The sequence below is a fragment of the Aliidiomarina celeris genome (assembly GCF_003316875.1).
GTDB lineage: Bacteria > Pseudomonadota > Gammaproteobacteria > Enterobacterales > Alteromonadaceae > Aliidiomarina > Aliidiomarina celeris.
Map to the genome: position 1 here is coordinate 18,832 of NZ_QMIL01000003.1, position 12,980 is coordinate 31,811.

Annotated in this window: 13 protein-coding genes; 12 read left to right on the forward strand and 1 reads right to left on the reverse strand. The window is 44.5% G+C overall.

Annotated features, from left to right (window positions below; genetic code table 11):
* Window positions 1-11: 11 nt before the first annotated feature.
* Window positions 12-434, reverse strand: coding sequence for an FAD synthase family protein (locus DQW12_RS07605; RefSeq protein WP_113907273.1), 423 nt, complete (start codon window positions 432-434; stop codon window positions 12-14).
* A gap of 156 nt (window positions 435-590) precedes the next feature.
* Here DQW12_RS07605 and DQW12_RS07610 point away from each other — a divergent pair, with 156 nt between their 5' ends.
* From DQW12_RS07610 to DQW12_RS07665, 12 genes are all read left to right on the forward strand, one after another.
* Window positions 591-1,907: a glycosyltransferase family 2 protein gene (locus DQW12_RS07610; protein WP_113907274.1), complete on the forward strand. Its 1,317-nt coding sequence runs from the start codon at window positions 591-593 to the stop codon at window positions 1,905-1,907.
* Complete coding sequence (locus tag DQW12_RS07615; RefSeq protein WP_113907275.1) at window positions 1,900-3,699, forward strand: hypothetical protein; 1,800 nt, start codon at window positions 1,900-1,902, stop codon at window positions 3,697-3,699. The genes DQW12_RS07610 and DQW12_RS07615 overlap by 8 nt, the downstream gene beginning before the upstream one ends.
* A 103-nt stretch (window positions 3,700-3,802) precedes the next feature.
* Window positions 3,803-4,573 (forward strand): glucose-1-phosphate cytidylyltransferase, encoded by a 771-nt coding sequence (gene rfbF / locus DQW12_RS07620; RefSeq protein ID WP_113907276.1) that lies wholly within the window; start codon window positions 3,803-3,805, stop codon window positions 4,571-4,573.
* Window positions 4,558-5,649: a CDP-glucose 4,6-dehydratase gene (gene rfbG / locus DQW12_RS07625; protein ID WP_113907277.1), complete on the forward strand. Its 1,092-nt coding sequence runs from the start codon at window positions 4,558-4,560 to the stop codon at window positions 5,647-5,649. Before rfbF ends, rfbG begins: the two co-directional genes overlap by 16 nt.
* Complete coding sequence (gene rfbC, locus DQW12_RS07630) at window positions 5,637-6,197, forward strand: dTDP-4-dehydrorhamnose 3,5-epimerase (RefSeq protein ID WP_113907278.1); 561 nt, start codon at window positions 5,637-5,639, stop codon at window positions 6,195-6,197. Before rfbG ends, rfbC begins: the two co-directional genes overlap by 13 nt.
* Entirely contained in the window at window positions 6,194-7,417 is a 1,224-nt protein-coding gene (locus DQW12_RS07635) for a class I SAM-dependent methyltransferase (protein ID WP_113907279.1), read from the forward strand. The genes rfbC and DQW12_RS07635 overlap by 4 nt, the downstream gene beginning before the upstream one ends.
* On the forward strand, window positions 7,414-8,553 hold the full coding sequence (locus DQW12_RS07640) for a DegT/DnrJ/EryC1/StrS family aminotransferase (protein ID WP_113907280.1): 1,140 nt from the start codon (window positions 7,414-7,416) through the stop codon (window positions 8,551-8,553). Before DQW12_RS07635 ends, DQW12_RS07640 begins: the two co-directional genes overlap by 4 nt.
* Window positions 8,546-9,418, forward strand: a complete 873-nt coding sequence (locus tag DQW12_RS07645; RefSeq protein WP_113907281.1) for a thiamine pyrophosphate-dependent dehydrogenase E1 component subunit alpha — start codon at window positions 8,546-8,548, stop codon at window positions 9,416-9,418. Before DQW12_RS07640 ends, DQW12_RS07645 begins: the two co-directional genes overlap by 8 nt.
* A complete protein-coding gene (locus DQW12_RS07650; protein ID WP_113907282.1) occupies window positions 9,415-10,407 on the forward strand; it encodes an alpha-ketoacid dehydrogenase subunit beta in 993 nt (330 codons plus the stop codon). Before DQW12_RS07645 ends, DQW12_RS07650 begins: the two co-directional genes overlap by 4 nt.
* Window positions 10,404-11,534: a biotin/lipoyl-containing protein gene (locus tag DQW12_RS07655; RefSeq protein ID WP_113907283.1), complete on the forward strand. Its 1,131-nt coding sequence runs from the start codon at window positions 10,404-10,406 to the stop codon at window positions 11,532-11,534. Before DQW12_RS07650 ends, DQW12_RS07655 begins: the two co-directional genes overlap by 4 nt.
* An 86-nt stretch (window positions 11,535-11,620) precedes the next feature.
* Window positions 11,621-12,214, forward strand: a complete 594-nt coding sequence (locus tag DQW12_RS07660) for a phytanoyl-CoA dioxygenase family protein (protein WP_113907284.1) — start codon at window positions 11,621-11,623, stop codon at window positions 12,212-12,214.
* Window positions 12,211-12,975, forward strand: coding sequence for a TylF/MycF/NovP-related O-methyltransferase (locus tag DQW12_RS07665; RefSeq protein WP_113907285.1), 765 nt, complete (start codon window positions 12,211-12,213; stop codon window positions 12,973-12,975). The genes DQW12_RS07660 and DQW12_RS07665 overlap by 4 nt, the downstream gene beginning before the upstream one ends.
* Window positions 12,976-12,980: the final 5 nt, after the last annotated feature.

The window sequence follows — 12,980 nt, forward strand, 5'->3', positions numbered from 1 at the left end:
AGCAATAGCCTCTAAATTTTGTCATTTCTGATTTTACGTAAAACATCATTGATAAGCGTTGAAGATGTGCCTTTGGTGTATGGGAAATAAACAATTCGTACCCCAACGACTTTGAACTGCTCTTCCAAATCTTGCCATTTATCGCTCTGGTACCAGTCATCTCCAACAAACATGACGTCGAATTTGAGTTTACTCCATGCATCGAGTTTATCCATATGCTCCTGCGGAACAACTGCATCGACGTATTTAATCGAGCGAACAATTTCCATACGCTCTTCAAAGCAAATAACGGATTTTTTATTTTTATAAGCAACCAGTTCGTCCGTAGTGATGCCTACAATGAGTTTATCGCACATTGCCTTTGCGTTACGTAGCAGGTTCAAATGGCCAATGTGGAATAAATCAAATACTCCTGTGGTGTAACCAATGATCATATTTTCACCTTTAGACGATTTATTACGTAATATCGGTAGCTTAGCCTCATTCTTGAGCCTACTCTATGATTAAGTTACTTTATTCATAAATAATTGTATATTTGCGTTGTTTAGCCGATAACGCTAAATAGACTTAAACTTTAAGGTGGTGCGATTATGCCTGTGGCTAAGCCATATGAACCTTTTATTTCTCTGGTAATTCCAACGAGGAATCGCCCCGACTTGGTGGCATATTGCCTTGCTTGCATTGCGGCGCAAACCCATACGGATTATGAAGTTATTCTGTCTGACAACGGTACTACTCAGCGCTGTGATGCGCAGTTTACCCCGTACCAGAATGATGTTCGGTTTACGTATGTTCGCCCTCCGGCTGAAATGAATATGTGTGATCATTGGCAGTTTGCTGTTTCTTTCGCAAAAGGTGAGTATGTCACGATACTAAGTGAAAAATTTATGCTGCGGCCTGATGCCTTAGCGCTTCTGTTTCAGATGGCAAAACAGTATGGAGCTGATATCTTTAGTTGGCAGTTTGAGCGGTTTGAGGCTGAGGGGAATGATATTTCTCACGGCCACTATCATCCACTAATGAAGCCTGTTGCGCCAACATATTACAGTCCGGTTGATGAATTAAAACGGAGACTGAGTTTTGATACTCCGACTTTTTGTCGTCAACTTCGCCACAAAACCAGCTATGGCAAAATGTATTCAGGTTGTGTAAAACGAAGTATTTTACTTAGAGCGCAAGCCCATTTTGGCAGTGTGTTCCAGCCTTATAGCCCTGACTATACTTCTATGATTGCCTTGCTCAATGAAAGTGAACAAGCAATAGACGTCGGTCAAAGTCTTATGATCGTCGTCTTTGCTAGCCAAATCTCACTGGGAGAGGCGTCTAAAGTGTCGTTGCAGGTTACTGCAAGTTATTGTTTAGAATACAATAATGTGATTGCTGACTTTACCCGGTGTACTTTATTCCCGGGGGCTTGGGTTGGTCACAACAGTTTTATAGCTTACGACTATTACTCCATGGGTGTGAAAGCTCAGTATGGTCCACTGACTACATTGACTGTTAACCGGACCAACTTATTAAGTTGGTTGTTGACCGATATCGATGATGTATCTGACTGGGGGGGCTATGATGAGTTAAAGCTTAGAGCCGCCATTGATTATCATCTTTCACAGTTTGAACCATCAATTCAGATAGAGATACTACGCAGGGCTAATGAACCTGAGTATAATAAGCCATGTTTAAGGGAAATTTATCACTCTGGTTTAACTAAGTTACAAGATATGCCACCTAATTTGACAGCAGAAGCATTGGCTCAGATGCACTGGTGCGATGGTGTTGCGCCAGCCAGAAAAAATGTACTTAATCAGGATGAGGGTATCATGGCCGCCGTCGAATATTGCTATCGCTACAATGCGTATAGTTGTAAGTTATTGAACATTCAACCATCCAGCATTGAACATGCCTGACGTATTACAGGACGTTGAACAACTCGCGCAGTGGATGAAACAACAGCCAGCGATACCAAAGCTGGGGTTTTTACTTTTTCCATCTGCAGTATCCAATCAGTTAACTGACTTTGTCGCTGACTGTTACACCTATGCTGCTGGCCATGTTAGTAGCTGTGTTGTTTATGCAAATATGGATTTGGCTGAGGTATTAACGCAACTGGCAGATATACCGGTGACAATTGTGTCTTTGTCACTTCTGCAGCAACATAGTGCAGTTCACCAATGCTGTGGACTGGATATGCTGTTTATTCAGGAAAGCTATTTTGCTCCAGAGTTAAAATTACCAAAAAGTTTACTTAAGGTGGGGTTGCCGCACGGCACTGACATTCCGATTAAGAAAACGCTAACCACCTATGGTGGCCTGTTGGAATTTGATTATGTACTGGCGACGTCGGCTTATCCAGCGATGGATGATCAGGCATTTTATCACGACTATCCACTACCACTGCGAAACCACCAACGACCATTCTGTTGTGTTATCCCCTTTGGTATGCCAAAGTTTGACCGGTTTTTGCGTCAGTGCAGGCTAGTGGGTGAACCCGATAGTATTATTTTTCATTTATCTAACCTACGCATCGAAAGTCCGGATGTTATTTCGCTTAGTTCACAGCTGATCCCACTGATACTTCAGGCTTTTCCACACTATAATGTTATTTTAAGGCCATACCCTGCAGACTTAACGCACCCGGATATCGAAGCATTGATTAAGATAGGGCAAGGCTTTAGTAACTTCAAGGTTAGCGACAGTCCGTCTTATATCAACGACTACGCTCGTGGCGCAGTCATGTTGTGTTTTCGAGATTACTCGGAGCATTTGTTTGCGCAAGCGACTGGCCGGCCAGTGCTGAATTTGAACGAGGAGCCGGAGCGGTTGTTGGCTAAAATTGAGCATACCTTATCAAATAAGGGAACAAGCCGTACTGGGCCGCATGTTTTTAACCCCGGAAACGCAGTCAACTACCTCTTAAGTCAGCTTGATTATATGCTTTCAGCAAAGACACACCCAGACTGGCAGTATTTTCAACTGAGCATGACGGATAGCGAGACTGAAGTCGCTTCATTGATTCAGCGTCATCTGAGAGGACGCTCTCCCTTTCATAAACTGGCGCTGGCAGCGCTGGTAAAATTCCCAGAACAGTTTAGTTACGTGTTAGCTGCAGTCGTCTCGTTAAGCCGTGCGCCTTTACTGGCCAATCAGCGGTTGGCACAGCTTTATTGGAAAAAAGCAGTTGAGATTGTTGCCAACTGGTTGGAAGTTCGTCCAATTGATGAGCAACAGTTGACCTTGTTAGCAGGCTATCTGGGGCATGCAAATAAGGCTTGCCAACATTATTTGTGTTTTCCGGAGCAATGTAGCGAGGCTTATCGGGCATTTAGTCTGAGGTTGGCGATTGTGCTGAAAACGGTTAAACCGCAAGCTGTGACTGTGATTTCAAGTACTTTTCGTCATGCTCAGGATGAAACAAAGACGTTGTCAGGTGGGGTTGTGCAACTTTATGGTGCCGGAGAGTTGGGACGGCGATATGGTCTGAATACCAGATTCAAGAAAGACTTTGAAATTGTTAACTGGGTAGATCAAAGTGAGAATATGCAGGGTAAAACAGTAGAGGGAATCACGATTTCGGCACCTTGTACCCTGATCCAGTTTAATGCCCCCGTGCTTGTTTGCTCAGTTGCTTATGCTGAAGAAATATATTGCTATCTTAAACAGCAATTAGGGCTGCAACAGGACATCTATTTCGTAGAATAACTGGCATGGTATATGCTGTTACTGCAGATAATTAATCTGGCGTCAAAAATTAGCTCCATGTATGTAGCTTGACCGGAGATGGACACAGTGTGAGGGATATCTAATGACAAAAGCGGTCATATTGGCAGGTGGTTTAGGCACCCGCATTAGCGAAGAGTCGCATTTGCGGCCTAAGCCCATGATTGAAATTGGTGGCAAACCCATCCTCTGGCATATCATGAAAATATACTCCGCTCATGGCATAAACGACTTTGTTATCTGCTTGGGGTACAAGGGATATATTATTAAAGAGTACTTTGCCAATTACTTTTTGCATATGTCTGATGTCACTTTTGATATGCGCTCAAACCAGATGGAAGTTCATGAAAAGCATGTAGAGCCTTGGCGGGTTACGCTGGTTGATACAGGTGAGAGTAGTATGACGGGTGGCCGGTTGAGACGCATCAAAGATTATGTAGGCGATGAAACCTTTTGTTTCACTTATGGTGATGGCGTCGCTGATATCAATATTCAAAAGGCCTTACAGCATCACAAAACAGTAGGAAAAATGGCAACTATCACGGCAATTCAGCCTCCCGGGCGCTACGGTGCATTGAATATCAATAATGGTTTAGTACAACAATTTCAAGAAAAACCGGCTGGTGATGGTGCCTGGATCAACGGTGGCTTTTTTGTGTTGGAACCTGCAGTTTTTGAGTATCTGCATCAGGATAGCGATAGTTTTGAAAACCAGCCACTAATGCAGCTAGCCAAACAAGGTCAACTGAATGCCTATCATCACAATGGGTTCTGGCAGGCGATGGATACATTGCGTGATAAAAATCAACTCGAGGCGCAGTGGCAATCCGGTGAGGCACCATGGAAGATTTGGTAGCATCTTGCTTTAATGGTGTCTTTGCTGGAAAACGCGTGCTGTTAACCGGCCATACCGGATTTAAAGGGAGTTGGTTGGCATTATGGTTGCAACAACTGGGTGCTGATGTGACTGGAGTTAGTCTGGCACCAGATACCGAGCCTGCACACTGGCCATTGCTTAACCTTAGCGGCAAACATTTTGTACAGGATATTTGCGATGCCGGGGCTGTCAGACAAATTGTCGATGCTGTGAGACCGGAACTGGTATTGCATCTTGCCGCCCAGCCACTGGTTCGCAAATCGTACGCCGATCCGTTATCGACCTGGCAAAGCAATGTTATCGGGACTGTGAATGTACTAGAGGCCTGCCGTATGCAAGGCTCGGTGCAAGCTATTATTGTGGTTACCACCGATAAAGTTTACGACAACCCTGAAACCGGTATTGCTTTTACTGAGCAACTGCCACTAGGAGGGCATGATCCATACAGTGCATCAAAAGCCGCCTGTGAACTTGTGGTACAAAGTTATCAGCGCAGCTTTTTCTCAGCAGATGGTCCACTGCTGGCGAGTGCCCGTGCTGGCAATGTGATTGGTGGTGGTGACTGGGCTGCAGATCGGCTGATCCCTGATGTTGTCAGAGCCTGTCAGGCTGACTCTGATTTGGTTATTCGTTCGCCACATGCTATCCGGCCATGGCAGCACGTGTTGGATTCATTATCTGGTTATTTGTTGCTGGCCGCGGGTCTGTTGCAAGAGCGGCAAGAGCTGGCTAGTGCCTGGAATTTTGGTCCGGCGCAAACCGATAGTATTACTGTACTTGATGTGTTGACATTGATGCAGCAGCATTGGCCTCAGTTGCACTGGCAAATTGATAGTACATCTACAGAGTGGCATGAAGCCGGCTTACTTCGGCTGGATACTACCAAAGCCAGGCAGTTACTTCAGTGGCAACCGGTGTGGGACGTGACTCAGGCAGCACAACAGACGGCGCTGTGGTATCAGGCCTATTATCAGCAGCGTCCATTGCTGACATTACAACAATTGCAGCGGTACATCACTGATGCCCGGCAACAGGGTGCAGTATGGACAAGCTAAAGCGAAGCAGCACCGGCATTACAGGGGTTGAGCTGATTAGCTCGATGCGGCATACGGATAACCGTGGCAGTTTCAGCCGCTGGTTTTGTCAAAATGAACTGGCAGAGTCCCTGCCGGGACAACAGATTGTGCAAATTAACCATTCTGTAAGTACTCAGCAAGGGACTGTGCGAGGTATGCATTTTCAGTACCCACCTTTTGCAGAGTTTAAACTGGTGCGTTGTATTGCCGGCCGGGTATATGACGTGGCACTGGATCTCCGCGCTGATTCTGCAAGCTTTATGCAGCATGTGAGCGTGGAGTTATCTGCTGAGAATGACACTATGTTATTAATTCCGCCTGGTTGTGCCCATGGCTTTCAAACTCTGACAGACAATGCAGAATTGCTTTACCTGCATACAGCCTTTTATCAACCAGACTCTGAAGGTGGGCTGCGTTTTAACGATCCAGCTCTTAAGATTGACTGGCCCTTGCCGATAAGCTGTGTATCTGACCGTGATGCACAGTTACCCATGCTAAACCAATATGTTTCCGGACTTAAATTATGAAATGTCGGCATTGCCAGAACGAGTTAACGCTACCATTGGTTGATCTCGGTGTTATGCCTCCATCAAATGCTTATCTTAGTCAAGCAGATCTGACGACCAGAGAGGCTTGTTACCCACTTAAAGTTTCGGTTTGTCAGCATTGTTGGTTGGTGCAAACTGAGGATTTCACCAGAGCTGATCAGCTGTTTACTGAGGATTATGCTTATTTTTCTTCAACTTCTGCCAGCTGGTTGGAACATGCCAGAAGATTTGCTGATGCCACCATAAATAAACTGTCATTAAATAAGCATAGTTTTGTGGTTGAACTGGCCTCTAACGATGGTTATTTGCTGAAAAACTATGTTGAAGCGGGCATTCCTTGTCTCGGTGTCGAGCCGACAGCTGCGACGGCAGCCGCCGCCAGGAAGCTTGGTATAAACGTTGTTTCTGAGTTTTTTGGTGAGCAAAAAGCAATCGAATTAGCAAAACAGTACCAGCAGGCTGGTTTAATAGTAGCAAATAACGTGTTGGCACATGTGCCTGATATTAATGATTTTGTAAAAGGAATCGCCCACCTACTTGCGCCTGAGGGCTGTGTTAGTGTCGAGTTTCCTCATCTGTTAAATCTACTGCAGTTGTGTCAGTTTGATACCATTTATCATGAGCATTACTCTTATTTATCCTTGTACACAGTACAGCGTATTTTTGCCAGGGTAGGGTTGCGTGTGTTTCACGTTGAGCAATTATCAACACATGGTGGCAGCTTAAGAGTATGGCTGTGTCATGAACCTAGTCAGCATATGACTCAGACCTCGGTTAGCCGCGTATTGGAAGAGGAAAAAAAAGCGGGTTTGCAAAGTGCTGATGCCTATAGTGGTTTTCAGGCCCGTGTAGATAATGTTGTTAAACAGCTAAAATGTTTCTTCAGTGAAAGCGAGCTCAGTGGTAAGACTGTGTTGGCCTATGGTGCCGCCGCTAAAGGTAATACGTTGTTAAATTATGCGGGTATCAAGAAGGACCAGTTGGCTGTAGTCGCTGATGCAGCACCATCTAAACAGGGTAAGTTTTTACCAGGTAGCCATGTACCTATCGTGCCTCCGGCACATCTGGCGGATCTGAAGCCAGATTATGTGGTAATCCTGCCCTGGAACATCAGCACCGAGATTATTGCGCAACTCAAGCCTGTCCTGGTTGATTCGGTGCGATTTATTACAGCCATTCCGGAGTTGAAACTACAATGAGCCATAAAATAGCTTACACCAAGCCTTCCATTACAGAACTTGAGATTCGCTATGTTACTGATGCTGTAACAAATGGCTGGGGAGAGCAGTGTTATCAATATATCGAGCGGCTGGAACAGGGTTTTGCACGTTATATTGGCACAAAACATGCCATTGCGACTTCAAGTTGTACCGGTGCATTACACATGGGGTTGGCAGCTTTGGGTATTGGGCCAGGTGATGAAGTTATTCTGGCCGATACTAATTGGATAGCCAGTGTTTCACCTGTCGTTTATTTAGGCGCAAAGCCAGTATTTGTTGATATTCTGCCAGACAGCTGGTGTCTTGATACTGCTGCTGTTGAGCAGGCCATAACAGCAAATACTAAAGCGATTATTGCGGTGCATTTGTACGGCAACTTGTGTGACATGACAAGGCTACAGGAATTGGCGTCAAAGCACGGCCTGGTCTTAATTGAGGATGCTGCAGAAGCGTTAGGATCTGAATATCACGGAAAGAAAGCCGGAAGTATCGCCGATTTTGGTGTGTTTTCGTTTCATGGCACTAAGACCATGACAACCGGAGAAGGAGGGATCTTTGTTACCAACAATACCGAGTTGTTTGAAAAAGTGCTGACACTGAGTAATCATGGTCGTAAGCGCGGTCAGCAGAAGCAATTTTGGCCGGATGAGCTCGGTTATAAATACAAAATGTCAAATATTCAGGCTGCTCTTGGTTGTGCGCAGTTAGAGCGAATTGATGAGCTGGTATTGGCTAAACGTGCACTTTTTGCCAAATACCTTGAAGCTCTGGCGAAGTATCCTGAACTTACATTTAATCCTGAACCAGAAGGAGTCGTTAATTCTGTATGGATGCCAACTGTGGTATTTTCCTCAGAGAGCAAGATTACACAGCGACAGCTGCTTGCAGCTTTTTCTCAACAGCTAATTGACGCTCGGGTTTTTTTCTGGCCTTTAAGCAGCCTTCCTGTGTTTTCTGGTCAGTACAATGCCGAAGGTATGTCGCCAAATGCTTATGATTTGTGTCAACGTGCTATTAATTTACCTAGCTATGTTGACATAACTCAGAATGAAATAGATAGGGTTTGTGATGTGGTCATCAGACTATTGCAAAGGCAAGGAGCTGGCCATGTCTGAGCAGATTGAGCAACTGGTGCAGCAGATGTGCCTGATTCGCCACACAGAAACTGCATTACTGGAGTTGTTTTCTCAAGGCAAAGTGCGTGGAACCGTACATACTTGTCTTGGACAGGAAGCTTGTGCTGTGGGTGTTGTCTCGGCTCTAAATAAAGAAACTGATATCATTTATTCTAACCACCGTGGTCATGGTCATTATTTAGCATATAGTCAGGATGTTTATGGTCTTATCGCTGAAATCCTTGGTCTGCCTGCTGGTATATGTCATGGAGTAGGGGGCAGCCAGCATCTTCAGTTCAACAACTTTTATACAAATGGGATCCAAGGTGCAGGTGTTCCTATCACTGTTGGGATGGCGTTGGCCGAAAAACTCAAGGGCAGCTCAGCCATTGCCGTGCCTTTTATTGGTGATGGTACCTTTGGCGAAGGAGCTATATACGAAGCCTTCAATATTGCTGCTCTTTGGCAGGCTCCGGTAATGTTTGTGGTCGAGTTTAATCACTATGCTCAATCGACGCCAAGTTTAATGCAGCATGCTGGTGATTTGCGCACCCGTGTAGATACTTACGGTATCCCTGTTACAGTGATTGATGGTATGGATGTATGCAAAGTGAAAGCAGCTGCAGCCATTGTTGCAGAATATGTTCGGGCAGGAAAAGGTCCGGCCATGTTGTTTCTTGAGACATACCGGCTTGGTCCGCATAGCAAAGGTGATGATGATCGTCTGCAATCAGAGATAGACCGTTATCGGTTGCGTGACCCTTTGGTTGTATGCCGGCAGCTGATGTCTCAAGCAGTGTTTGAGCGCATAGAAAAGGATGCAGCCAGTCAGGTTTCGAGCGTGATAAAGGAGTTGCTGGCATGAGTCTCAGCTATCTGGAGTCACTACAACAAGCGCTTCATCATGTAATGAAGCAGGATCCCAATGTCATCGTATTGGGTGAAGACATAATCGATCCCTATGGCGGTGCTTTTAAAGTAACCAAAGGGTTGTCGACACACTATCCGCAGCGGGTCCTGGCTACACCCATCAGTGAAAGTGCTATTGTTGGTATATCAACAGGGTTAGCGGTGCGTGGTTTTAAACCTGTAGCAGAAATTATGTTTGGCGATTTCATGGCCTTGGTTGCAGATCAGCTACTTAACAGTGCTTGTAAGTTTGCCTTGATGTACCAAGACAAAGTTAGCGTGCCCTTGGTTGTGCGCACGCCTATGGGGGGAGGGCGTGGCTATGGCCCGACCCATAGTCAGTGTTTAGAAAAAATGTTTCTTGGTATTCCTGGGCTGAAAGTAGTTTGCCCATCTGTATTCCATGATCCCGGCGCTTTGCTCACCCACAGTATTTTGCAGGAAGCGGGACCAGTATTGTTTGTAGAGTATAAAAATTTGTATGGTTTAACTTTGCAGCGGCCAGATACAATCCGTATGAAAACTTCAGGCTCTGGTTTTCCTGTTGTCATTGCCGATAATAGTGATGCAGTTCCAGATATAGTTATTCTGTCTTATGGAGGATTATCAGAGGCCGTGCTTCAGGTGATGCAACGGATGACGGAAGAGGAAATTCATATTCGTCTTATTTTGCCAAGTTTACTCAGTACCACGATGGACGCTAGCATTATCACTAAATATATCAATAGTTGCACCAAGGTACTGGTAACTGATAACAATACACCTGGTTTTGGATGGGTCAGTGAGACAGTAAACTGGTTGTATCAGCATAGCGATATTCATAATGCTAAGGTTCATACTTTAACTGCACAGGACACTGTAGTACCAGCAGCTCAGGTTTTGGAGGATGCTGTATTGGTTACACCACAAAAACTGGAACAGTCAATTATTGAGATAATTTCATGATTACGGTCATCAAGGTACCTTTTTTGGGCGCGAATGATAAATCTGCCCGTCTTGTTAGTTGGTTAAAAGAACCTGGAGAACAGGTGTGTGCCGGTGAAGTGTTATGTCAGCTTGAAACCACTAAAACACTGTTTGATATTGATGCTGTAACCGCAGGCTATTTTTACACTGAGCTGAGTAATCAAAGCGAGGTAGCTGAGCAAGAAGTTTTAGCTATTATCAGTGATGCGCCTTTAGCAGATTATCACAATGTAATACAGCAGACGGTCAAAGCAGAAAGCAAGTCTGATGAGGCCGAAGGGCAACAGCTGTTCACCCAAAAAGCTGAAATTTTAGCCAATCGTAACAAGTTGGATATTGGGGCTCTGGCCAGAGAGTTAGGTAGAAAAGTGCAGGCGCAGGATGTTAAAGATTATCTGGCCCGCACAACAATGCAACCGCTTCGAATGGGTTTTGTGCAGCGTGAGCGTATAGGCATTATTGGTGGTGTTTCAGGTGGCGGGGCACTGATCATTATTGATGCCATCTTAAGGCAACCCAAGTTACAGGCGGTTGCTGTGTTTGATCAAAATCCGGCCTTTGTTGGCCAGGAAATTCTCGGAGTGCCAGTTGTCGGTTCTGCTGATGACCATCTTCAGCAGTATCTGGCAGACAATAAAATTGACAAAGTTATCATCGGTTTTAATCGTAATCTGGAACAGCGGGAGCAAACCTTTACGCGGCTATCAGAGCAGGGGGTGCCCTTTTGCAACATTATTGATCCAACGGTTGAGATAAGAAACCAGGTTAAACTTGGAACGGGTAACGTCGTGTTGTCGAATGTATATATTGGCCCTTGTTCAGAGGTTGGTGACAATAACTTCATTACCGCAGGTACTCATCTTGAGCATGGCAATAAGCTGGGCAGCCATTGTGCTTTTGGGCCGTCAGTTTCTACATCCGGTAATGTATCTATTGGCGATCGGGTTCGTTTCGCGGCCGGTATAGTGGTGGAACCTGGGATTGAAATCGGCAATGATACAGTTATTTCATCTGGTGCCGTTATAGTTAGTAATGTGGCAGAAAATCATGTGGTAAAGCTGAGCTATACCCAGCAGATTAAAGTCAGAGATTTATCCAATAATTAAGTGGCAGGAAAATAAAACCTGAATTCAGATAATAACCGCAACACTCATGTAATGGGATCGGTCGAAGGGTGGTCAGCTACCGACATTTGGGTAGTACACAACAGTTGCTGGTGAAAGACCGTAACTTGCGTTTGGCTCGTATGTTGATGTCTACCGATCACGTTAATGTTTTGCCCTATGTTCCCTTGCGAATAGATATTAAAGGGGAAGAAAAGTACCTGTTTGATTGGCATCAGGATTTTCCTTATACACCGGGCTCTGAAGATGGCATTGTCGTTTGGGCTCCATTGTTTGATGTTCTAAACCACGAAGGAGGAATTAAGTTTATTCCAGGTAGCCATCATGATGGAGTTGTGCCTGTTATTATTGCCGACAAGCAGAACACAAAAGAAAATGGAGCACACACCGTACGCATACCAAACGCAGAAGTATTAGAAGACGAACAAGCATTCACGATAGATGTTTATGCCACTGATGTGTTGGTATTCAGCACTTTGTTGTTGCATAAAAGCATGATGCTGCGGAATCAACCGATTCGGTGGACAACCCAATTGCGTTATGCCAACTTCAATAATCCATCTGCGGTTATGAAAGGCTGGCTTGGCGGTATGATAGAAGGGTGTTGGTTTGAAAATGTTTATTCTGAGTATGTGGTGCAAGATAATAAGGACACATTATGACAGAAAAATTTGCGTTAAATAATAGTGGCACCCAAACACAAAATGATTTGTTGTATAAACAGCAGATGGAAATGTTTTTTAATGAAGCTTGTGGCAGTAACATCGATAAGTTAAATAATTTCTCTCGCTTCACTTCACGTCAAAGCTTAAGTATATTTTTGGCTAAAAATGAAATTTTTCACCACATCTTACCAATCCACGGACATATAATAGAATGTGGTGTTTTCATGGGGGGGGGCTTATTTACCTGGGCACAACTTAGTGCTATTTATGAGCCCATCAACCATGGCCGTAAAGTTATAGGTTTTGATTCATTTAAAGGCTTTCCGGAGCTTGGTGATAAAGATGTTGGTGATGGTGCCACGTCTGAGCATAAAATAAAAGGAGCCTATAAATTTGAACATATTACCGAACTGAAAAAAAATATTGAGCTATTCGATTTAAACCGTAATCTTGGGCACATTGATAAAGTTGAGTTAGTTAAGGGTGATGCGTTGAAGACCATACCCCAATATATGGCAGAAAATCAGCATCTGGTTGTTGCATTGCTTTATTTGGATTTCGATTTATATGAACCCACGAAAGCTGCGTTAAAACATTTCCTGCCACGGATGCCTAAAGGTGCGGTTATTGCCTTTGATGAATTGAACCAAAAACAATGGCCAGGTGAAACGCTGGCCGTGCTGGAAGAGTTGGGTATTAATAATATACGTATACAGCGTGTACCTTACACACCATCTTTATCCTATGCCATATTGTGAGGCCA